The 22,920-nt window shown below is 29.0% G+C and carries 18 protein-coding genes; 2 read left to right on the forward strand and 16 right to left on the reverse strand.

Translation table 11 applies throughout. From position 1 onward, the window contains the following. Positions 1 to 883 precede the first annotated feature (883 nt). Positions 884 to 1,441 carry a spore coat protein gene (locus tag I4U89_RS10130; RefSeq protein WP_195940260.1) on the forward strand — a complete coding sequence of 186 codons (558 nt, stop codon included), beginning with the start codon at positions 884 to 886 and terminating at the stop codon, positions 1,439 to 1,441. Positions 1,442 to 1,499: 58 nt separating this feature from the next. Here the strand turns inward: I4U89_RS10130 and I4U89_RS10135 are convergent, their stop codons facing one another. From I4U89_RS10135 to I4U89_RS10155, 5 genes are all read right to left on the reverse strand, one after another. Next, entirely contained in the window at positions 1,500 to 2,408 is a 909-nt protein-coding gene (locus I4U89_RS10135; RefSeq protein ID WP_195940261.1) for an SDR family oxidoreductase, read from the reverse strand. A 197-nt stretch (positions 2,409 to 2,605) separates the two neighbouring features. After that, positions 2,606 to 4,522 carry an anaerobic carbon-monoxide dehydrogenase catalytic subunit gene (cooS, locus tag I4U89_RS10140; RefSeq protein ID WP_195940262.1) on the reverse strand — a complete coding sequence of 639 codons (1,917 nt, stop codon included), beginning with the start codon at positions 4,520 to 4,522 and terminating at the stop codon, positions 2,606 to 2,608. 260 nt (positions 4,523 to 4,782) lie between these two features. After that, a complete protein-coding gene (locus tag I4U89_RS10145) occupies positions 4,783 to 6,099 on the reverse strand; it encodes an FAD-dependent oxidoreductase (protein WP_195940263.1) in 1,317 nt (438 codons plus the stop codon). 217 nt (positions 6,100 to 6,316) lie between these two features. Further along, on the reverse strand, positions 6,317 to 9,724 hold the full coding sequence (locus I4U89_RS10150) for an FtsX-like permease family protein (protein ID WP_195940264.1): 3,408 nt from the start codon (positions 9,722 to 9,724) through the stop codon (positions 6,317 to 6,319). 10 nt (positions 9,725 to 9,734) lie between these two features. Beyond that, positions 9,735 to 10,436 (reverse strand): ABC transporter ATP-binding protein, encoded by a 702-nt coding sequence (locus I4U89_RS10155; protein WP_195940265.1) that lies wholly within the window; start codon positions 10,434 to 10,436, stop codon positions 9,735 to 9,737. Between the two features lie 217 nt (positions 10,437 to 10,653). On the opposite strand from I4U89_RS10155, the gene I4U89_RS10160 reads away from it, so the two are divergent. Continuing rightward, a complete protein-coding gene (locus I4U89_RS10160; protein WP_195940266.1) occupies positions 10,654 to 11,205 on the forward strand; it encodes a TetR/AcrR family transcriptional regulator in 552 nt (183 codons plus the stop codon). Positions 11,206 to 11,337: 132 nt separating this feature from the next. Here I4U89_RS10160 and I4U89_RS10165 read toward each other — a convergent pair whose 3' ends face one another. The 11 genes from I4U89_RS10165 to I4U89_RS10215 all read right to left on the reverse strand — a co-directional run bounded on the left by I4U89_RS10165 (position 11,338) and on the right by I4U89_RS10215 (position 22,910). Next, positions 11,338 to 11,976: an SGNH/GDSL hydrolase family protein gene (locus tag I4U89_RS10165; protein ID WP_207744171.1), complete on the reverse strand. Its 639-nt coding sequence runs from the start codon at positions 11,974 to 11,976 to the stop codon at positions 11,338 to 11,340. Between the two features lie 8 nt (positions 11,977 to 11,984). After that, positions 11,985 to 12,899 (reverse strand): dihydrodipicolinate synthase family protein, encoded by a 915-nt coding sequence (locus tag I4U89_RS10170; RefSeq protein ID WP_195940267.1) that lies wholly within the window; start codon positions 12,897 to 12,899, stop codon positions 11,985 to 11,987. Beyond that, positions 12,874 to 13,812, reverse strand: a complete 939-nt coding sequence (locus I4U89_RS10175; protein ID WP_195940268.1) for an ROK family protein — start codon at positions 13,810 to 13,812, stop codon at positions 12,874 to 12,876. The genes I4U89_RS10170 and I4U89_RS10175 overlap by 26 nt, the downstream gene beginning before the upstream one ends. A gap of 1 nt (position 13,813) precedes the next feature. Next, the gene (locus I4U89_RS10180; RefSeq protein ID WP_195940269.1) at positions 13,814 to 14,515 is read right to left on the reverse strand and encodes an N-acetylmannosamine-6-phosphate 2-epimerase; all 702 of its coding nucleotides are present in this window, start codon (positions 14,513 to 14,515) and stop codon (positions 13,814 to 13,816) included. Next, entirely contained in the window at positions 14,508 to 15,530 is a 1,023-nt protein-coding gene (locus I4U89_RS10185; protein WP_195940270.1) for an ABC transporter ATP-binding protein, read from the reverse strand. The genes I4U89_RS10180 and I4U89_RS10185 overlap by 8 nt, the downstream gene beginning before the upstream one ends. Continuing rightward, positions 15,523 to 16,530, reverse strand: a complete 1,008-nt coding sequence (locus I4U89_RS10190) for an ABC transporter ATP-binding protein (protein WP_195940271.1) — start codon at positions 16,528 to 16,530, stop codon at positions 15,523 to 15,525. Before I4U89_RS10190 ends, I4U89_RS10185 begins: the two co-directional genes overlap by 8 nt. A gap of 11 nt (positions 16,531 to 16,541) precedes the next feature. Beyond that, a complete protein-coding gene (locus tag I4U89_RS10195) occupies positions 16,542 to 17,465 on the reverse strand; it encodes an ABC transporter permease (RefSeq protein WP_195940272.1) in 924 nt (307 codons plus the stop codon). Between the two features lie 10 nt (positions 17,466 to 17,475). Next, positions 17,476 to 18,438 carry an ABC transporter permease gene (locus I4U89_RS10200; protein ID WP_195940273.1) on the reverse strand — a complete coding sequence of 321 codons (963 nt, stop codon included), beginning with the start codon at positions 18,436 to 18,438 and terminating at the stop codon, positions 17,476 to 17,478. Positions 18,439 to 18,497: 59 nt separating this feature from the next. Beyond that, positions 18,498 to 20,171, reverse strand: coding sequence for an ABC transporter substrate-binding protein (locus tag I4U89_RS10205; RefSeq protein ID WP_195940274.1), 1,674 nt, complete (start codon positions 20,169 to 20,171; stop codon positions 18,498 to 18,500). Positions 20,172 to 20,310: 139 nt separating this feature from the next. Continuing rightward, positions 20,311 to 21,135, reverse strand: a complete 825-nt coding sequence (locus I4U89_RS10210) for a MurR/RpiR family transcriptional regulator (RefSeq protein ID WP_195940275.1) — start codon at positions 21,133 to 21,135, stop codon at positions 20,311 to 20,313. Positions 21,136 to 21,458: 323 nt separating this feature from the next. After that, on the reverse strand, positions 21,459 to 22,910 hold the full coding sequence (locus tag I4U89_RS10215) for a metallophosphoesterase (RefSeq protein WP_195940276.1): 1,452 nt from the start codon (positions 22,908 to 22,910) through the stop codon (positions 21,459 to 21,461). Between the last annotated feature and the right edge of the window lie 10 nt (positions 22,911 to 22,920).

A 22,920-nucleotide genomic window follows, 5' to 3' on the forward strand; every position in this document is an offset into this window, starting at 1 on the left:
CTGTTCCACCTGTCACTACAACTACTTTATCTTTTAAATCAACATTAAATGGTAATTTCATGTTATTGCCTCCCCTTCAATCTTCTATACTTGTATACTAGCATATTATTTTACCTAATTCAATACCTTTTCCTATTTTTTTACAATAAATTACAAATGAAAAGTACATGTAAATTACAAACGTATATTTTATATACTTTTATTTGAAAAATGCCTTTAGTTTTTCATTTACTAATATAGAATAAAATTTGAGAATATAACTATTTCCTTCTTATGCTTAACTTAATTGAAAAAGTCTTTAATTAATTGTTAACATATCTAAATTTTAAAAGATAATAATTTTTATAATTTTATATATTAAAAATAAAACCGTATCACTTACTTGTGGTATGGTTCTTCGATATTTATCCTAATTATCTAAAGTAAAAAATTGCTTGCTCAAAATATCTCGCTATCTTTGCAATAAATTCTACAGTTATACCATGAAATAAAAATACACATATAAGCATTTATATCGTAATCTAAATTACGTAGAAAGCTTTATATGTGTCAGTTATTTCAGTATTTTATTTTTTGCAATAAAAAAGACACCTATAAGCATTTTGTACCGTAATCAGATTTACGTGCAATGCACTACATGTGTCGTTTCTTTTAGTTTAATATTTAATTACTTTTTTAGTGTATTATATTTTTTATAAAAAGTCAATTTAAACATTTCTATGAGTTTTATTCAAATTTTCTCAATATTCCTGATACTACTATATTCTTATTTGTACTTATTTTTAAAAAGTTTTACTTAAGAAGTATTTACCATGTAAAAATTTTATTTAATTTGGAATATTAATAATGTAGAAAATTTTATTTACTTAGGAGGAAATGTATTATGCAATTAACACCAGCAGAATTACATAATTTACACGAACTAATTTTAAGTTGTGTAAATAGTATAACAAATATGGCACTATATAAAAACCAAATTACAGATCCAGAACTAAAAGCTATGGTTGAAGCTCAATTTCCAGTTCATATACAAGACTATAACCTTAAGGTAAGATTTGTTAAAGAAGCTAGTGCACCTAATGAAAAATTAAATGTACCTCAGTTAAAAATAAACTTACAGGACTTTACTACATCTCCTGTACAACCAATTCCAGTTACACCTAGAACAGATATCCAACAATTAAATGATAGAGAAATAGCTACAGGATATCTTTTAACTTTAAAAAGAGCTGGTAGAGAATATGCTTGGAGTTCAATGGAAGCAACTAATCCAGTATTAAGAGAGTTCCTAAAAGATGCATTTACAATGGCTTGTAACCATGCTTATGAAGTATCTCAATGGTTAATTAAAAAAGGATTCTATCCTTTATGCTCTGCACCACAGACAGAAATAGATAAAGTAGGATCTCTTTATAACGAAGTACAACAATTAAATTCATAATATATAAAAAACACTCATATTTATTAAATATGAGTGTTTTTTATATATTATTTTTAAGTTAAGATCCAACTATAGCTCCACCATTAGGATGTAAAATTTGACCAGACATATAACTAGAATCATCGCTAGCTAAAAATACAAAACTAGTAGCAACCTCAAATGGTTGGCCTGCTCTATTCATTGGAACTTTGCTAGTATCACTACCAAAAGTTTCTACTTGTTCAGCTGAAAAGGAAGATGGTATTAAAGGAGTCCAAATAGGTCCTGGTGCTACTCCATTTACTCTTATACCTTTACTTATTAATGACTGAGAAAGAGATCTAGTAAATGTTAGCACTGCTCCTTTAGTTGCACTATAATCTATAAGGAGTGGCTCTCCTTTATAAGCTGTAATAGAAGTTGTGTTAATTATAGATGCTCCTTTTTTTAAGTGGGGAAGTGCAGCTTTGGTCATATAGAAAAAGGCATATACATTAGTTTTAAATGTATCGTCTAGCTGCTTAGCTGTAATATCTAGTATACTTTTTTGAATAAACTGTACTCCATGATTATTAACTAATATATCAATTTTCCCAAAACACTCTAGAGTCTTTTCAACAACAACCTTTGACATTTCTTCATCTCTTAAATCTCCAGGTATTAATATACATTTTCTTCCTAATCCTTCTACATAAGCTTTAGTTTCATTTGCATCTTTATGTTCACAAAGATATGAAATAGCAATATCTGCTCCTTCTTTAGCAAATGCATAAGCTACTGCCCTTCCGATTCCACTATCTCCTCCAGTAATAATTGCTACTTTCCCTTGTAATTTACAACTTCCTCTGTAATATGGATTATCTGATATAGGTCTTGGTTCCATAAGATATTCTAATCCAGGCTGACACTCCTGATGCTGTGGTGGAAATAATACTTTTACATTTTCACATTTTTCCCTTTTCCCAATACTTTTGTAAACTGGATACATATAGCACCACCTTCATTTATTAATTTATTAATTTATAAATAAAATTTAATTCAATATAAATTATATTAATAGTTATGCTTAGTTATGATGAAATATCTTATAAACAAAGGTACTAATTCAATATAAATAAATTTTAATATGTTTTTAACACTGTATTAAAACATAGCTTATTTATAAAAATATTATTTTGCAAATCATTATTTAAGTCCGAGTTTTTGTCTTTTACTTATTATATGAGCTTCTATAGCCTTTGCAGCTTCAACTGGATCATCTCCTAAAGCCACTTTACCACCTGTTAGGTTTTCAACATCTTCTGTAAGAAGTTTTACTAGATTAGGAGCACCAGTAACAAATGGTGTAGGAGATAAATGTGTATATGCTCCATATGCTACTGCAAATATACCATCTATAGTAGCCTTTTGTTCCATCCACTCTGGGGCAGTAACTGCTATTGGAAGATCTGGAATGTCAACATCAAGATGATCTGCTAAAGCAGTAACAAGCATTGATATTCTACCTGTATCAGTACAAGTACCAAAACTTAGCACAGGAGGTATTTTTAGCATATTGCATATTTCCTTTAAACCTTCTCCTGCATATTTTTCTACAGAATCTAAGTTGCATAATCCTGCTACTTCAAGAGCGTGATTACCACAACCTCCAGCGACTACTAATATATCTCTTTTTATTAATTCTTTTGTTATATTAACTGTATTCCAGTCTTGAGGACCATTTCTCAATGTAGAACAGTTTGCAAGTGCAACAACACCTTTTATTTTACCTGATGAAATTACATCAACTAATGGATCAAGTTTGTTTCCAAGAGCACCTAAAACAGCTTCTGTTGAAAATCCTGCTATAGCTTTTGTAACATGTTTAGGTACCATAGGTTCAATTTTACCATGTCTTTTCTTAAAGTTCTCTATTGCTATTTTGATTAAATTATCTGACATCTCATTAGCCTTTTCTGGATAATATGGCATTTTATGTTCTGTACCAGGTACACCTATTATTGTACTTATACTAACTAATGCTACTTGATATTTTTCAGCATATTGATCTATAGCTGGTGGTGAACAGTTTTCGTCCATAGCAATAGCATCTACAGTACCTGTTGCAAGTAGTGGTTCTATAGCCAACCAATTACCCATAAGTCCAACAAATACATCGTCAATTTCATATCTTTGTAGCAATTCTTGTCCTGTTTCAATAGAGCCAACTACTCTAATACCTTTAGCACCAGCAGCTATAGCTTCATCTTTATATTCTCCTTTTCTAAGTTTTTCTATTGTAAGTGCTCCTACCCAAGGTTGATGCCCATTAAATACTATATTTACATAATTAGGATCCATTATACCTAAATCAACATTAACTTCATGAGGCATAGGTGTTCCAAATAATATATCTTGTACCATTTCAAGTCCTATTTGTGCTGTATATATAGTAGATAATCCTAATCTAAGGCCTTTTGTAGCAAGTGAAACATAATCTCCATCCACGTTTGTTAAACAGCTTGCAATTGAGTTTTCAACTTCATGTTGAACACCAGAAGGATAAATATGAAGTTCTCTCCATATAGGTTTTCTTTTTTGTGGAGCAAAGGCTTCTGTCATTATACTAGGTTGGTCAGGACCTACTTTCATTTCTTTATCAAGAAAATCAGCTAACTCAATAGCAAGTTTATTAATATCTTGATTAGAATCTATTCCTACTTTTTCACACATCCATTTTAGTTTAGCTTCATCTTTTATTTTAAATGGAGATTTACCTTCTCCAGTAGCTCTAAGTGTTCTAAAAGCTTCAAATGCATGATGACCATATGTAGCTGCACCCATTATGTTTCTCATAAGAAAATTTCTCATAGCCATAGCATCTGCGCCAATACCACAAACTCCTTTATCAACCCCTGTTTTTTCATTAATTCTACAAGGACCATGTGTACATAATTGGCAACTTAAACCTTGAAGACAAAACTTACATCTAATTTTTTCTTGTGGTTCCCATCTTGAAAACACGCTTGAAAGGCCGTCAGTTTTTATTCTCTTTAACATTTCCTCAACGGAATCATGATAACTTACACGGCCTTCTAATCTTTCTCTAATTGTTTCACTCATATTTTTGTATTAATCTCCTTTCTATATGTATATATTATTTAGTATTATTTACATATTATTTAATATTATTTACATCTTTGTATTTTGTTATTGAATATAAACCCTACCACTTTTTTACAAATATACATGCAGTGATTATAATTGCTATGGCAAATACTTTTAAAAGGGAGGTAGTAAATGTAACTTAATGATTATATAGGAATAATAAAAAATAAATCACTATATTAAAATATAGTGATTTCAAATATTTTTATAAAATATCATATTCCTTGAGGGTAATAAAATAAGTTATATGGATCATATTTTTCTTTTACAATTTTTAACCAAGGCACATTATTTCCAAAGTAACTATATAAGTAATTAGGTATATTAATGTCACAATAGTTAAGATATCCAAATCCTGCATACGGAAGTAAAGATTTTCTTAAATTGTTTACCCATATAATTGTATCATTAGCATACATACTATAATCAAGAGTCCACTGAGCATCAATTTGTACTAATACTTTAGCACCTCTATGAGGATATGCACTAGGTAAATCTTTATTTTCTGCAATCTTTCCTCCCAATAGAAGAAATCCAATGTTTATAGATGGCTGTATAGGTGGTGAATTATCTAAATAGTTAAACATTATTTGACAAGGTTCTTTTCCCAATGACTTATATGCTAATAATCCTGTAATTTTAAATCCTGTTGGTGTAGGCACAAAACCTGGGCGTTTCTGTACAGATTCATTAAAGGTAATATATTTTGTTGTATAATTTATTTTATTTGGAACTTTTAATAAACCACTTAAAGCTTTTTCCATTTCTTTTTCTGTACTTCTTACTCCTATTCCATATAGCGAAATAGCATCTTTAGTCATAGTAATCTTAATTGTATACCTATTTTCTAAATCTTCTCCTACCTTTTGAAATGCTTGAATTACTTCATGTCTACTATTTTTAGGCCACTTAGCAGTCATTACTGTTACTTTATCAATTGGGTGTACTTTAAGGGTAAGCGACACTACTACTCCAAAATTATTACTCCCCGCCCCTCTTAATGCAGCAAATAAATCTTTATTTTCATGTGAGTTAGCAGTTATTATCCTACCAAAAGCATCTACTATTTGTGCTTCTACTAAATTATCACATGCTAGCCCATATTCTCTTTGTAAATATCCAACTCCTCCTCCTAATGTAACTCCCGAAATACCAATAGATTCACAACTTCCTCCAACAAATGCAAATCCATATTTATCAAGCTTAGAATAAAGTTGTTTTTGGGTATACCCTGATCCTATTCTTATATAACCTTTATTAGTATCTATTTCAAAATCAAGTAAATTAGAAACATCTATAACAACAGCATCATCTGCCACAGAAAATGATTCATAATTATGACCACCACTTCTACAACGTACATTTAATCCTCGATTTCTTGCCCAATTTACTGCATTAACTACATCTGTTATGTTATTAGGATATACAATTACCTTTGGGTAGTAGCTAAAATATAAATTTGCATTTCTACGAACAACATTATAAATTTTATCTGCTTTAGTTATAACAAGTCCTGTTAACCCTTCCATCATATTAATTCCCCCTATTTTTAGCTATGTTATAAAGCTACATGTAATTATAATATGTTAATAACTTTAAGACTGTTATTAATATATAGTTCAGGCTACTATACTTTTAATACCATACATTAAGTTAAATCCATACATATAAAAATATATTACTAGCAACTTAACATATTTCTGAAAAATTAAAGGGAGTCGAAATATCCGACTCCCTTTAATTTAAACTTTAGTCTACAGATTTTAGTGCATCAATCATATTTACATTTTTTAATTTTATATACATCATTACCATAACTAATATGGCAAAAAACATTGTAATTAAACCAGATATTATATAACTACTAATATCTACAGTTGGTATCATCATCATATTATCCATTTCTGCCGTACTTACTAAAAATACATATAAAATTTTACCTAAAAATGATCCTACAAGTATTCCTAATATTGTTAGTATTATGTCTTCTCTAAATATATACATTGCAACTTCATTATCATAAAAACCGAGTACCTTTATTGTAGAGATCTCTCTTATACGTTCAGATACATTTATATTTATTAAGTTGTATAGTACAACAAATGCTAAACTTCCTGAAGCAACTATTATTACTATCATAACTAACCCTAAATCAGCAGATTCACTTAAGCTTCTTATTTTTGAGGCAAGAGTAATATTTACTACCTTATCATTTTTCATAATAGTACTAGCTATTTTATTTTCATCCTCTATATCTGAATTAAACTTTAGTAATTGTGCATTATATCTTGGTTCACTTTTAAATATATTTTTATAATATGATGGTGATAAATATATATAATGACCAGCATAATTTTCTACTATATTATCAACTCTAACTTTATGAGGATTATTCTCTGAATCAGTTACAGTCATATAATCACCAACAGATACTCCTAAAAGTTTCGCCAATTTTTCATTTATAATTACTCCATCATCTGATAGTTTATACTTAGCTTTACTTACTCTATCATTTAATAATATATATTTATTTAACTCATCTATATTTTGTGGTACATACATAGTAGCAGCTTGCTTACTTATACCTGGTTTACTAAAAGTAACTGATTCTTGATAAATATTTAAACTACTTTCATACCCTTTTAAGTTATTTAAACTTTTATCATATTGTTCATCTTCTTTTTCAGTATTTTTATCCTTAAATACTACTATAGCATCATACTTTAATAATTTACCAAATTGAATATCCATAAATGAAGAATTAGACTTTTCAAGAGATATTCCTGCAACAAGCATAGCCATACATCCTGATATACCAAGTATTGTCATTAACATTCTTTGCTTATATCTAAAAAGATTTCTAAATGTAACCTTTTGATTGAAGTTAAGTCTACTCCATAAAGGTGTAATTCTTTCTAACAATATCTTTTTACCAAGTTTTGGGGCCTTTGTTCTCATTAAGTTAGAAGGATTTTCTCTTAATTCCTCTTTTAGTACAATTAACGATGCTCCTACTGTACAAAGTATTGAAGCTACTAAAGACTGAATTATATACGATGGATAATAGTTTATTTTAACCTTTGGTAAAGTGAATGTAGATGAATATGCTTCATTAATTATGTATGGAAGAATACTACTTCCAACTACTATACCGATTACACATCCAAAAGTACTAGCTAATGCTGCGTAAACTACAAATTTTCTAGATATTTCTAAATCTTTATATCCTAAAGCTTTTAGTGTTCCTATTTCTACTCTATTTTCTTCTACCATTCTCGTCATTGTAGTTAAGCATATAAGTGCTGCAACTAAGAAGAAAAATGCAGGAAATACTGAAGCTATTTTATCTAAACTGTCAATTGAACCTTTGTAAGTTGAGTAACCAGGATTGTCATTTCTATCAAAAAAATAATACTTACTATTATCTAAATCATTTAAGTTTTCTTTTTCTTTATCTATCTCTTTTCGTCCATCTATTAGTTTTTCTCTATTTTCCTTGATTTCTTTTTCTCCATTAAGAAGTTTTCTCTCTGAATTATCAATCTCTTTTTTAGCTTTATTAAGTTCTAACCGACCTTGTTTTTTACCTTTCTCAAGATCATTTTTCCCTTTTATAAGTTCTTTTTTTCCATTATCTAATTGCTTTTGAGCTTTTTCAAGTTTTAACTTTCCTTCATTAAATTTAATAACCTTCTCTTCATAGGTATTTATACCTTGTTGATACTGAGTTATTCCAGCTACTAAGGTTTCTAGATTAGATTTATTTTCACTTAAACTTTTACTAATATTTTCTATCTCTTTAGAGATATTAAGTGCTAAGGAAGTATTTGTTGGATTTTCTTCTAAACTATTTATTAAATTACTTAATCTATTTAATCCCAAGCTAGGATTAGATATAATGCTCTTCCAATGCTGAATTTTTTCATTTGAAATTTTTTCACCTTCATTAAGGTTATTTGCGCTTTCTCTCATATCTTTTGAAAGTGTATTATATGTTGTAATCAATATATTTAAACCATCTATTTGATCTTTATACTTTATTGTACTTTGTGTAGGATCAATTCCTTGATTTAAAAACTCTTGTTTTGCCTTATCAAGTTCAATTTTTGCTACTTTAAGTTGTTTTTCACCTTCTAAAAATTGCTCTTTTTGCTTATCAAGTTCCTTTTGACCATTATCTAACTTAATTTGCCCTTCAATTAATTTTCTTTCACCATCTTTAATTTCTTGCTGATACTTTTTCACAAATTGCTCATATTGCTTTTTACCATCAAGAAACTTTATTTTCCCATTGTCTATTTCCTTTTGAGCATCTTCAAGCTTTCTTTCACCATCTTCTATTTCTTTATAAGCTTTGTCAAATTCTTTTTGTGCCTCTAATTTTATTTCTTCAATTCTTTCTATAACTCTATTTGAGTATAAATCTTCAAGATATTTTTTATTTTCTTCCATCTTATCTTTATACTCATCACTATATGCACCAAGTTTTTCTACATTTTTAAATCGTACATATATTTCAGTATACATATCCATTGATATGTCTGAGCTATTTAATACTGCAAAATAGTCTATACTTCCTTTTCCAACACTAGTTGTTCCTCTAGACATATTATCTATATACATAGGACTTTGTACAAATCCTACAATCTTAAAAGTTTTCTTATTAAAATACTTACTTGATTCCTCATCAGATTTTATGGTATATTTATCACCAATTTTTAGATGTTTATTTTCCTTTAAAGCATTCTCATCTAAAGATATCTCACCACTATTTTTAGGTAACCTACCTTCTGTAACAATAAATTTATTTATATTGTTAGCATCCTTTGGATTATACTCCATAAACTTAACAACATTATTTGTATTAGTTAAATTTACATCTATACTATGTGCTGCATAATAATCTAGAATTTTATCATTATTTTCAAGTAACTTTAAATCATTTTCGTTAAGACCTATACTAGATACAATCTTACTATCCATTAAATTTTGTTGGATAAAAAATTCATTTATGGATTCTTTTAAATCTGGACCACTTGATTTAATGCCAGAGTAAAAGGCAACTCCTAAAAAGATTATTGCTAATATAGAAATAAATCTTGCTTTTGAAGATAATATTTCTCTTGTTATTGATTTTTTATATGCTCTATTTCTCATCTTCTATCCTCTACCACTCTATGTTTTCAACTGAAATAGGATTTTCATTTACTGTAATACTTCTAACCTTTGCATCTTTAATACTTATAACTCTATCTGCAATTGGTGCAAGAGCTGAGTTATGAGTTATAACAATTACTGTTGTTCCTGTGTTTTTGCATGTATCTTGTAATGTCTTTAAAATCTGTTTTCCTGTTTTATAGTCAAGAGCACCAGTTGGCTCATCACATAAAAGTAACTTAGGATTTTTGGCTATAGCTCTTGCTATAGATACTCTTTGCTGTTCTCCTCCTGATAATTGAGATGGAAAATTATCTTTTCTATGACCAAGTCCAACTAACTCAAGAGTTTTATCAACATCTAAAGCATTCTTTGAAATTTGTGTAGCAAGTTCCACATTTTCTTTTGCAGTTAAATTTTGAACTAAATTATAAAACTGAAAAACGAATCCTACATCATATCTTCTATAATTTGTAAGCTGTTTTTTATTAAACTTGGATATATCAACATTATCAATAATTATCTTACCTTCATCACAAGTATCCATTCCTCCAAGTATATTTAGTACAGTTGTTTTACCAGCACCACTAGGCCCTAGAATAATAACAAATTCTCCTTTTTCTATAGAAAAATTAATACCATTATTTGCTACAACAGTATTTTCTCCAACCTTATATCTTTTGTATTCATCTATTATTTTTATATATGACATCTATACCTCCCCTATCTATATCACCTATCAAATACTAAATGTTATTAAATAGACACATTGTTTGCTTAATGCTATAATACTAAGTATAAATAATCTATAAACTAGTTACAATAATCATATATTTTCATATTGTTATTAAATATACATTTTAGTTATTTTTGTTCATTTAATAACATATAATTTAAAATTGTTTTAACAAATAAAAAGGATGGATTAAATGGCAGGAATTAAAGGAAATAGAAGAATTTTATATACAAAAAAAGTAATTAAGGAAAGTTTACTTGAACTACTTCAAGATAAAAAAATTCATCAAATTACTGTTACTGATATATGTAAAACTGCAAATATTAATAGAGGAACTTTTTACACTCATTATAAAGATGCTTATGACCTACTAAAATCAATGGAAGATGAATTATTTAATCAAATATTAGAATATATTGAAGAAACTCCAGTTAAAGATTATAAAGATATTTTATTGCTTAAAGCTCTTGAATTGGTTAAGGAAAATAAAGAATTATGCAAAATATTATTCTGTAATCATATTGAAAATAATATTATGGATCGTATTATTTATATAGCAAATAAGGCTGAAATAGATAAACTCATTAGTAGTTCAAAAGTTGATGATGTATTTTTAGATTATTTTATAAAATACAATGTAGGAGGAGTTTTTGCAGTTGTTCAGTCATGGCTAGAAAGTGATTTAAATGAATCTCCTCAAGAAATAGTTAATATTATAAATGATATTAGTGCTTTTCACCCTTAATATTTTAGTATGATTTTTTATATTGTTTTTATATAAACTGTTGAAATATAAAAAATACTCATATCCTGTTGATATGAGTATTTTTGAATTTCAATATTTAAAATAATCGGTATTTCTATTATCTCTCACAATCTATTTATTTTTTATATCACTAATAATTTCATAAAGTTTCTTTCCTAATATCTCATGAGCTTCCTTTGAAAGATGCATATAATCATAATCACTACAAACTGCAAAAGGTGATGGATCAAAGAAATGACATCCATTTTCCTTAGCTACATTCTCATAAAGAGGAATTATCTTATAAGACTTCTCAGAACAGCTTTTTCCCATAGTATAATAGCATTCAGCATTTTTAATATCTTCTCTAATAGGAAGAGGAGCTACTACCAATATATTAGGCTTTTGATCTCTAAAAGCTAACTCACAAAACTTAGCCTTCTTTATAAGTCTATCAAGTCCTAATGATATAACCTCAGCACTTGCTCCAAATCTATCTTTTGTATCATTTGTACCAAGCATAATAACTAGTAAATCAATAGGCTCATGAGTCATAAGAGTAGGAATTATATTATCAAGTCCACTTAATCCTTCATATAATGGATCGTCAAATACGGTAGTTCTTCCACTTAAACCCTCTTCTATAACATAATCACTATCTCCAAGAATGTTTTGTAAAATCCCTGTCCAACGTTCATTTCTTTCATATCTTTTTCCATTTTCAGGATTATATCCATGTGTATTAGAATCACCAAAGCATAAAATGTTCAAAATATCACCTACCAGTTTTTAGTTTCTTCTATAGTTCCTTTAATATCATTGTATAAACTTACTAGATTTTCATCTTCACAACTTACAGGTAAAAATGGAAGTCTTGGTATTCCTATATCAAGTCCATCTAACTTAATTAATGCTTTAACACAACCATATAATGACCCAAAACCACACATTCTATACACATATTGAACCATTGTTGCTTGAAGTTTTTTTGCTTTTTCAAATTCATTTCTTCTTATTAAATCTTCAAGCTTTAAATATAGTTCTGGCATACCTGCATAAGTACCACCTATACCAGCATCAGCTCCCATCATTCTTCCTGCTAAATACTGCTCATCTGGACCATTGAATACTAAGAAATCTTCTCCTCCAATAGCTTTAAATCTTGCTATATCATGTGCTGGATCTGAAGAACATTTAACACCCATTACTTTTTCATTTTCACACATTTTTTTAAGTAATCCATCTGATAAATTAAATCCTGTTAATTGTGGTATGTTATATATAAAAAATGGTAAGTTACTTGCTTTGGTTATCTCAGTCCAATGAGTATATACACTTTCCTCTCCTAGTCTGTAGTATACACATGGTACTGCTGATGTTGCATGAGCTCCGCATTTTTGGGCATGTGCTGCTAATTCACATGAGTGTTTTGTACTAGCACATCCTACATGAACAATTATAGTCATTTTATCTTTTACTTCATCACAAACAGCTTCAACTACTGCCTTTCTTTCTTCGTTGTCAAGTAAGAAGCCTTCACCAGTACTTCCACATACATATAAGTTTTTTATTCCTTTGTTGTATAAGTAATTTACTAACTCTCTTGTTTTTTCTATATCTACTTCTCCATTTTCTTTAAATGGTGTATTAAGTGCTACTGTAATATTTTTAAATCTCTCCATATTGTAATTCATCTTTATTCTCCCCTTTTAATAAGTAGTAAAGTGCACCAATTATACCTGCATCATTTTTTAATTTAGCAGGTTCTACTTTTAAATCTTTTGTGAAATTTTTCATAGCTTTTTCTTTAACTAACTTTCTTAACTTATCTATAAATAGCTCTTTTTGCTCACTTACTGCCCCACCAATTAAAACTATATCAGGATTAAAAATATGTACCAAAGATACAACTCCACAAGCTACATCTTCTATCCATATATCTACTATTTCTTTCATTTTTTCATTATGATTTATTTGTTCAAATATTTCTTTTCCATTTATATCATTAATATCTAACTCTTCTTTTACTCTCTTTATTAAAGCACTCATAGATGCATACTGTTCATAGCAACCATTGTTTCCACAAGTGCATTTTTTTCCTTTATTATTTATAGAGAAGTGACCTAGTTCTCCACCTATTCCTAGCTTTCCATTTAAAATTTCACCGTTTACTACTATTCCACCTCCAACACCAGTTCCAATAGTAATCATAAGTATATTTTTATAATTTTTTCCATTTCCTAAAAATAATTCTCCTAATGCTGCTGCATTTGCATCATTTATTACAGTAGCTTTTACTTTATATTTTTCTTCTATTCTTTCTTTAAATTTTGAACCTTCGTAGTTTTTTATATTTCCACCTGTTCCTATTACTTCACCTTTATTTACATCTATTTGACCAGTAGCAGATATTGCTACTCCTTTAAAGCTTTCTATTTTATTTTTGGCTAAAAATTTATCAGTTTCTTTTAAAACTGTATCTATTATTGGTGTATTATAGTTATCAAAATTAACTGGATACTTATCGCTAATTGAGATTGTTCCCTCTTTATTTACAAGTGCTATTTTTAAAGCCGTTCCTCCTATATCAAGTGCTAGATAATTCATTTTACACTTCTCCTTTAGCTGCTTTTATAAATCTTTGTGCAATTTCTAAAGGTCTAGTTATAGCTCCACCTACAACAACAGAATAAGCACCAGCATCTAACATTTCTTTTACTTGATATGGATAGTGTACTTTTCCTTCTGCTATTACTGGTATATCTATTTCTTTAGTTAATTTTTTTACTAGTTCTAAGTTGTTTATATTTTCTTTTATACTCTGAGGAGTATATCCATTCATAGTAGTTCCAACCATATCTACTCCACATTTATATGCATTAACTCCTTCTTCATATGTTGATATATCAGCCATTAGTATAATACTCGGATATTTTTCTTTTATACTTTTAATAAAATCATTTATAGATTCATCATTTAATCTTTTACTAAATGTACAATCTAGTGCAATTACATCACTTTTAGCATCTACTAATTCATCTACTTCTTTCATAGTAGGTGTTATATATACTTCACTACCTTCATACTCTTTTTTTATAAGCCCTATTACTGGAAGTCCTGTTTCTTTTTTTATATCTATGACATCTCTAACGCTATTAGTTCTTATAGCAGGACTTCCAGCTTGTTTTGCTGCTCTTGCCATTAAATACATTATAGATTTTTCTTCTACATATAATGGTTCATTAGGAAGTGCTTGACAAGATATAACTACACTTCCTTTTATACTTTTAAGTATTTCTTCTTTATTCATTAAGCACACCTTCTTCCATTTCCATTGATGCTACATGACAAGCTACAAAATGTTCTTTTCCATCAATAATATAAGATTTCATTTCTGGCTCTTCTAATTTACAAACATCCATACAATGTTTACATCTTGGATGGAAGAAACATCCACTTGGTGGATTCATAGGACTTGGTACATCTCCTTCAAGTACTATTCTATCTTTTTTGTGGTTGATATCAGCTACTGGTATTGCTGATAATAATGCTTTTGTGTATGGATGTAATGTATTTTTATATAAAGATTTTGCATCTGCAAGTTCTACTATTTTTCCTAAATACATTACTGCTATTCTATCACTTATATATTCTACAACACTTAAGTCATGTGTTATAAATATGTATGTTAAATTGTGTTTTTCTTTAAGTTCTTTAAGTAAGTTTAATACTTGTGCTTGAATTGATACATCTAATGCTGATACGGCTTCATCGCATATTACTAATTCGGGATTTATTGATAAGGCTCTTGCTATACCTATTCTTTGACGTTGACCTCCAGAGAATTCATGTGGATATCTATCCATATATTCTCTCCTCATATTTACTGCTTCAAGTAAATCCCCTATTATTTTTCTTCTTTCTTCTTTTGATTTAATCCCAAACTTTTTAAGTGGATCTGATAAAGATTGATATATTGTAAATGAAGGATTTAATGAAGAATGTGGATCTTGAAATACTATTTGTATTTTTTTACGAGCTAAATCCATTTCATTTTTATTAAGCTTAATTAAATCTCTTGGTCCATCTTCAAAGTTATATATTATTTCTCCATCTGTGGCTTTGTATAATTGAAGAATTGTTTTACCTAAAGTAGTTTTACCGCATCCAGACTCCCCAACTAATCCTAATGTTTCTCCTTTATATATTTCTAAATTTATATCATTTACTGCTTTTACATAAGTTTTTGTTTTAGAAAATGTTCCATTTTTTACAGGGAAATAATTTTTTACACCTTTTAGTGTAAGTAATACTTCTTTAGACATTTAAAGCCACCTCCTTGCATTTTATACATCTAACCATATGAGTGCTTCCATTTACGAATTCCTCTTCTGGCATTTTCTCATCACATTCCTTTGAATAGTAATCACATCTAGGAGCAAACTGACATCCTGGTGGTCTGTCAAATGGGTCTGGTGTAGCTCCTTTTATAGGGTTAATATCTTGATCAGCACCCTTTCCTAGCACTGGAATAGATTTAAGTAATGCCTTAGTGTATGGATGACTTGGATTTTCTAAAACTTCCTTTGCGCTACCACTTTCAATTATATTTCCCATATACATAACAGCCACATCATCTGCTAATTCACACACAACTCCCATATCATGGGTAATTAGCATTATAGCTGTGTTATATTCTCTTTTTAATTTCTCCATTAATTCAAATATTTGTGCTTGTATTGTAACATCAAGGGCTGTTGTTGGTTCATCTGCTATTAGTACTTTCGGATTACAACTCATAGCCATAGCTATCATTGCCCTTTGTCTCATACCGCCTGAAAATTCATGTGGATATTGGTCTATTCTTTTCTCTGCAAGAGGTATTCCCATATCTTTAAGTAGCTTTAAAGCTCTCTCTTTAGCTTCTTTTTTAGATATATTTTCATGACTTCTAATCATCTCAACTATTTGCCACCCAATTGTATAAACAGGATTTAGTGCTGTCATTGGATCCTGAAAAATCATTGCTATGTCTTTTCCTCTAAGTCTTCTCATTTCCTTTGAATTTTTTTCTAGCTTATGTATTTCAATATCTTTTCCATCTTCACTATGATAAATTATTTCTCCCTCTTCTATTCTTGAAAACTTAGGAAGAAGTTGCATTATTGATGATGCTGTAACACTTTTACCACATCCACTCTCTCCAACTATACAAAGTGTTTTACCCCTTTTTATTTCCATTGATACACCATTTAAGGCTTTATTACATCTATTATTTGCATAAAAATATGTTTTAAGATCTTTGACTGTGATAATATTTTCCATGATTTTTCCCCCTATTCAACACTTGTTGGATCTGTAGAATCTCTTAAGCCATCTCCTACAAAGTTTATACTCATAACAAATAGTGATATAACTATCCCAATAGGTAACCACATCCACCAATTATTTTGAAGTGTAAATAAATCTTGTGATGCATTTAATATATTACCCCATGTTGGTATTTCAAGAGGTACACCAAGTCCTAAGAAACTAAGTGCTGCTTCTTCTAGTATAAACATTGCAGTACTTAAAGTTATATTTACTGATATTGGACCTACAATATTTGGTAACATATGCTTATAACATATAACAAAATCATTAAGTCCAAATACTTTTAATGACTGTACATACTCTTCTTCTCTAATAGATAATATTTGTGATCTTGCCATTCTAAATACGCTTCCCCAACCACAAATAATAAATATTATTATTATATTAAAAGCACTTTGCCCTATTATTGAAACTAACATTAATACCAATATTAATTGTGGGAATGACATAAATATTTCAGATATTCTAACTAATATTTTATCTATTAGTCCACCCTTATATCCACTATAGCATCCTAACAATACTCCTATTAATGCACAACCTAATGCACTACCAAATCCTATCAAAATTGATAATCTTCCACCGTATAATATTCTTGAAAATATATCTCTACCTATTTTATCTGTTCCTAATATATGTTCACTAGATGGTGGCTTAAGTATATTTGACATATCAACAGCTAACGGGTCATGCGGTGTTAATAATGGTGCAAATATACAAGCAAGTAATATAAGTAAAAATACTGCAATCCCTATTGTTGTAAGTTTATTTGAAATTAACTTACTTACTACTCTACTTTTTTGTTTTTTAAAAGTTTTATTTTCTTCTCTTTCTTTAATTTTATCAAATTTATTATTTAATCTTTTTTTAGGTGATAAAGTAATCATAATATCCTCCCTATTTCTCAAGTTTTACTCTAGGGTCTAAAACAGCAGTAAGTATATCAACTAATGTACTTGCTATTAAAACCATAGTTACAAACATAAGTGCTACAACCATGACTAAGTTATAATTTGCTGACCTTATTGCAGTGTTAAATACATTTCCAACTCCTGGCCACTGAAATATTGACTCTATAACTACAGAACCTGCTATTAGTGTAGGTAATCTAAAACCTATTAAAACTATAACTGGTGTTAGTGAAACTCTAAATCCATGAATTAAGTTAACTCTCCATTCTGGAATTCCTTTACTTCTAGCTGTTTTTATATATTCTTTATTCATAGTATTTAACATACTAGTCCTTGCATAACGCATAACCCCTGCAGTAAGTGATAAACCTAGTACTGTAGCAGGTAATATTAAATACTCTATTCTATCAATAAAGCTTTCAAGTCCCGGTGCTGTTCTACCTCCTACTGGGAGCCATTCTAAATTTAATGCAAATATTAATATAGTTACCATACCAAAGAAAAATTGTGGTATAGATACTCCTATCATACCTGCAACTGTCATAACATTATCTCCTATAGAACCACGTTTTATAGCACCTATTACTCCTAATATACTACCTAAAACTGTAGAAATTAAAAGTGCTGCAACTGATAATTCTAAAGTTGCTGGTAGTGTGTCTTTTATAATATCTATAACTGCTACACCACTACTTGAGCTATATCCAAAATTACCTTGTAGTAATTGTATTAACCATTTAAAATATCTAATTACAAAACCATCATTTAAACCGTAAGCTTCTCTAAGTGCATTTAATTGTTCTGGTGATAATCTTGCTAAAGATTCTGGATCCATTAAATGAGATACTGGATCTCCTGGAGTTAAATCTAGTAAAAAATAAATAATAAATGTAATTATCAATAACATTGGAATCATTCCAAGTACTTTTTTTAATATGTATTTTAGCATTTACTACCTCCTTATAATAAAAGGGATGTATAATTAAAATTATACACCCCCCCTGTTTATTACTTAGCTAATGTCCATTTGTGAATATCCCACTTATAATTAAATTGTGGGTTACCAAATGTTTCAGGCATACCTTTTATTTTATCACTTGTCATAACGAATATTGGTTGGTAATATAAAGGCATTACGAATAATTCTTCATTTTCATATTTTTGTAATTCAAAGAATGCTTTTCTCTTTTCTTCTGGATCTATTGTTTTTGTATTTTCTATTAATTTATCTAATTCAGGTGTTCCTGGTGTATGAGAGTTTAGTTCAGCACCTGTTTGATATCTATCATAGTACTCATGCATTGAAAGTGCAGCAGTTGCAGCATAACATAAATCAAAATCAACTGCTGAAGGTCCATTTACAGGATCTTCTGGTAATGCCCATAATAATGAAGCTAAATCACCTTCAACTAATCTAAATTCCATTTTTATTCCAACTTGAGATAAGTAGTTTTGTATTATTGCCATTAAATCAACTGTTTGTTGATCTGTGTAATAGTAAACTACATCTAAAACTGTGTTTGGATCCCAGTTAGCTTCTTTTAATAATTCTTTAGCTTTTTCTGGATTATACTCATAGTTATTTAATCCATCAACTTTATCTGGCCCATTTGGAGTTAAACTATTTGCAGGTAGTGCTGCACCCTCAAATATACCATCAAGTATTTTATCCATATCAAGTGCATACATTATAGCTTGACGAACTCTCTTATCTGCTAATGGTGCAGGTGATCCATCTTTTTTCTTAAATTTATTTGCAAAGAATAATCTTGTATATCTAACATCTACAGTATCCATATTGATACCTTCAGTGCCTTCAAGTGCTTTAACATCTGCTATATTTTTAGTATATGAGTAATCAAGAAGTCCAGCTTTAGCATTTGTTACTAAGTTTGGATCACTATCTCCAGGACTTGGATTTAAGTGCATATTAAATGCTGGTTTACCATCCCAATACTTATCAAATCCAGCTAAAGTTGTGTAGTTACCCATTTTTACTTCATCTACTTTAAATGGTCCTGAACCTATAGGATTTCTAAAGAATTCTGATTGTTGGAACTTAACAGGGTCAACATTTTCAAGATGCTTTTTAGGAAGTGGTGCAAATTGTGTAAATGTAAGTAAAGCATCTGGTGCTAATTTTTCAAATTTTATTTCTATATTATTTCCATCTACTACAATACCAGATATTTCATCTGACTTTCCATCTATGTAATCAGTTGCTCCTTCTATAGACTTAAAAGTATTTCCAAATACATTGTTTAAAACTGTTGTCTTTAAACTATATTCTATACTCCATTTTATATCTTCTGCTGTTATAGGCTCTCCATCATGCCAGAATATATTGTCTCTTAATACAAACTTAAGGTTTTTCCCATCTTCTGACATCTCATAAGATTTAGCTAATTGACCTTCCCCTGGTATTGGGTCTAATTTTTCATCCGCAAATATTAATCTGTCATATAAGACTTTGTTGTAAACAAAAGTACCTGGATTTAACCATGGCGCTTCGAAAAATTCTTCAGGTCCTCCATTTGCATAAAGAGTATTTGCTGCTGCTTCTTGCTTTGTTGAATTTTCCCCCTGAGACTTTTCTTCTTTTCCACCTGTACTAGCACATCCAACTAGGTTTAGCGTTAGCATTGAAGTTACAAGCAAACTTAATAGCTTTTTTTTCTTCATAATATCATCCCCTCTTTTTTAATTATAAGAAAATATAAATTTCCTATCGCATGAATAACTTAAAGTATTCGCTTACATGCATCTAAATTAAAGCGAATTTTTTATTTTATCAAGGTATTTTCTACCTAGTAAAACCAAATTAGATTAAAATATTTTCTTCATCATACTTAAATAATGCATTTAAAGTATTTACCTTTTTTTGATAATAACTCTCTATTTTTATAAAATAGGTATATAGTATATCTATCATTACTAAAATAGGAAATTGAGGTGATATACAATCTCCAGCTTCTAATGCATTTATAGTTGGAATTAATATAATTTCATCGCAAAAACTCGATAAATGGAAAGAATTATTTGAAGTTACCATAATAATTTTAGCTCCATTAGCCTTTGCTATCCCTATTCCTTGAAGAATTTCTTTTGTTGTACCACTTAAAGATATAGCTATAATAACGCTTTCCTCGTTAGCGAGTGAAGATAACATTTTTATTCTATGTGAATCATATACAGCTTCAATATTTAAACCTAACCTCATAAACCTTAGATGAACTTCCTCAGCTGCAATCCCAGAACTCCCCATTCCGAAAACGCAAACTCTCTTAGATGTTGTTAGTAGGTGAGCAACTTCTTTCATTTGTTTTTGATTTATCATCATATGACAGCTATCTAATAAATCTTGATATGTATTAATTACTAAATTAGAAATTTCTTCTCTATTATATTTACTAATATTTTTCTCATATTCAAATATGAATTCTCTAAAACCTTTATAGCCACATTTTTTTGCAAACCTAGATAAAGAAGCCTCTGATACAAATAGTTTTTCTGATACTGCCTTAGATGAAAGCTTTTGTATTTCTCTATTATTTATAAAAAAATTGGCTATAGTTCTTTCTACATTAGTAAATTTATCATATCTTGACTTTAGATTTTTCAAAACAGTATTATCAGAATATTCCATACCATTCGTCTCCTTTTCATTAGGTAGTCAAGCTATTATATTCTTAAATTATTTTATTTAGTTTTATACTATAAGTGTATATAGATATTAATTTAATCGCAACATTTTTGAAAGATTTTGAAAGAAATTTTAAGTATTTTTCAGATTTTCTATAAAATAAAGGTTTATTAGATGCATTTTTTCTAAATTTTAGAAATTACTTTCATTTACTTGGCATGTCCATAGGGATTTTTATATTATTTAGTAAACAAAAAGTGTATTTAGTAAAATTGATGAATTTTTGCTAAATACACTTTTTCTTTCAAAATTTAAATTTTTATTTTTTAACTTTCTTTTTTCTCATAATTTAATATAACTTTATAACGATCAATATTCTTTTCTTTTTCACCTTTAGAAACTTTAAAATAATCATTTTCTCCAGGTGTTATAGTTAAGCACTTGTCCTTAAAATCAGTGTTATCAAATTTTAATATAGTTGGAACATCACTTCCTATAGCATTTGAATAGCAAACAACTTTGTCTTTATCCATAATTACAAACTGATACATATCATCACTCTCGGCAATATTTAAAAACTCATACCCAGCTTTTTTGTATATTTCATCTCTAGAAGTGCCTGGCTTAAATACATACATTTTATCCCATTTAAAAGGTATAAGATCCTTAAGACTTATTACTTTGCCTTCTTTCCCTTCATCTAATAGAAAACTAGTTTCACAATAAAACAATCCATGATTATTGCATAGTTCATCTAAATTCTTTTTAACATTTTCAAACTGAACTATATCACTAGACTTATTTATTACATCCCATCCATTTTTATCTTTTTCTAATTTTATATCAATTTTTGAAATGCATTCACCGTGCTTTCCTGGTTCTGTTACTATAACAGTTTGTCCATCTTTATTTTTATAGTCATGTTGTTTTATTTGAACGTGGTTGTGTCCAGCAACTATTGCATCTATTCCAGATATATTTTGAGCTAAGTCTTGTATTCTATTTCCTGGGTGTTTTGGTTTTTTAGGTCTTTCTCCACTATGTACTACTGCTACTATAACATCTGCATTGTCTTTTTCTTTCATAACTTTTACCCATTTATTAGCATCTTCTACTAAATCATTCATATAAAGTTCTTCATTGTATCCTTTTTGGTCTTTTAATTCTAATGATTTAGATTCTACTAATTTTTCTCCATCCCAATATTTTGATTCTCCTACTTCTTTTAGAGTAAGACCTAATATACCTAGCTTTATATTACCTTCTGGTGTTTTAATTTCTTTTATAACGTATGGTTTTGTGTAACTTTCTCCATTTTTCTTATATGTATTTGCTGATAATACACTTATTCCTTGCTTTTCAAAGTCTGATATCATATTATCTAAGCTGGTCTTGTCATTTGACACAAACTCATGATTTCCAAGAGTTACTGTGTTAAATCCAGCTTCTTTCATTTCTTTTGCTAAAGGAATTTCTATATACTTTCCATTGTTGCTTTTATAATTTTCTCTCATTTTGTCATAATATTTTAGCATATCTCCAGATGTTCCAAATTCAGAATCTAAAAAATCTCCTGCATCTACTACTACAGTGTCTGGATTTTCCTTCTTTTGTTTGTCAATATATGTAACCATTTCATTAGGTATGATTCCATGTAAATCAGTTGTTGCAAGTATGTTTAAATCTACTGATTTGGTAGAACTGCATCCTATCATTAAAAAAGATGAAATACATATTACTGACCATAATATTTTTCTCTTTGAAAATAAATTACTCATCCTCATCCCC

It is taken from the genome of Romboutsia sp. 1001713B170131_170501_G6 (assembly GCF_015668195.1).
GTDB lineage: Bacteria > Bacillota > Clostridia > Peptostreptococcales > Peptostreptococcaceae > Romboutsia_C.

What these genes read in the sequence shown, in the direction of transcription:
- I4U89_RS10130 (WP_195940260.1), top strand. Translation starts at nt 884, where the DNA reads ATGCAATTAACACCAGCAGAATTACATAATTTACACGAACTAATTTTA.
- I4U89_RS10135 (WP_195940261.1), bottom strand. Translation starts at nt 2,408, where the DNA reads ATGTATCCAGTTTACAAAAGTATTGGGAAAAGGGAAAAATGTGAAAAT.
- cooS (WP_195940262.1), bottom strand. Translation starts at nt 4,522, where the DNA reads ATGAGTGAAACAATTAGAGAAAGATTAGAAGGCCGTGTAAGTTATCAT.
- I4U89_RS10145 (WP_195940263.1), bottom strand. Translation starts at nt 6,099, where the DNA reads ATGATGGAAGGGTTAACAGGACTTGTTATAACTAAAGCAGATAAAATT.
- I4U89_RS10150 (WP_195940264.1), bottom strand. Translation starts at nt 9,724, where the DNA reads ATGAGAAATAGAGCATATAAAAAATCAATAACAAGAGAAATATTATCT.
- I4U89_RS10155 (WP_195940265.1), bottom strand. Translation starts at nt 10,436, where the DNA reads ATGTCATATATAAAAATAATAGATGAATACAAAAGATATAAGGTTGGA.
- I4U89_RS10160 (WP_195940266.1), top strand. Translation starts at nt 10,654, where the DNA reads ATGGCAGGAATTAAAGGAAATAGAAGAATTTTATATACAAAAAAAGTA.
- I4U89_RS10170 (WP_195940267.1), bottom strand. Translation starts at nt 12,899, where the DNA reads ATGAATTACAATATGGAGAGATTTAAAAATATTACAGTAGCACTTAAT.
- I4U89_RS10175 (WP_195940268.1), bottom strand. Translation starts at nt 13,812, where the DNA reads ATGAATTATCTAGCACTTGATATAGGAGGAACGGCTTTAAAAATAGCA.
- I4U89_RS10180 (WP_195940269.1), bottom strand. Translation starts at nt 14,515, where the DNA reads ATGAATAAAGAAGAAATACTTAAAAGTATAAAAGGAAGTGTAGTTATA.
- I4U89_RS10185 (WP_195940270.1), bottom strand. Translation starts at nt 15,530, where the DNA reads ATGTCTAAAGAAGTATTACTTACACTAAAAGGTGTAAAAAATTATTTC.
- I4U89_RS10190 (WP_195940271.1), bottom strand. Translation starts at nt 16,530, where the DNA reads ATGGAAAATATTATCACAGTCAAAGATCTTAAAACATATTTTTATGCA.
- I4U89_RS10195 (WP_195940272.1), bottom strand. Translation starts at nt 17,465, where the DNA reads ATGATTACTTTATCACCTAAAAAAAGATTAAATAATAAATTTGATAAA.
- I4U89_RS10200 (WP_195940273.1), bottom strand. Translation starts at nt 18,438, where the DNA reads ATGCTAAAATACATATTAAAAAAAGTACTTGGAATGATTCCAATGTTA.
- I4U89_RS10205 (WP_195940274.1), bottom strand. Translation starts at nt 20,171, where the DNA reads ATGAAGAAAAAAAAGCTATTAAGTTTGCTTGTAACTTCAATGCTAACG.
- I4U89_RS10210 (WP_195940275.1), bottom strand. Translation starts at nt 21,135, where the DNA reads ATGGAATATTCTGATAATACTGTTTTGAAAAATCTAAAGTCAAGATAT.
- I4U89_RS10215 (WP_195940276.1), bottom strand. Translation starts at nt 22,910, where the DNA reads ATGAGTAATTTATTTTCAAAGAGAAAAATATTATGGTCAGTAATATGT.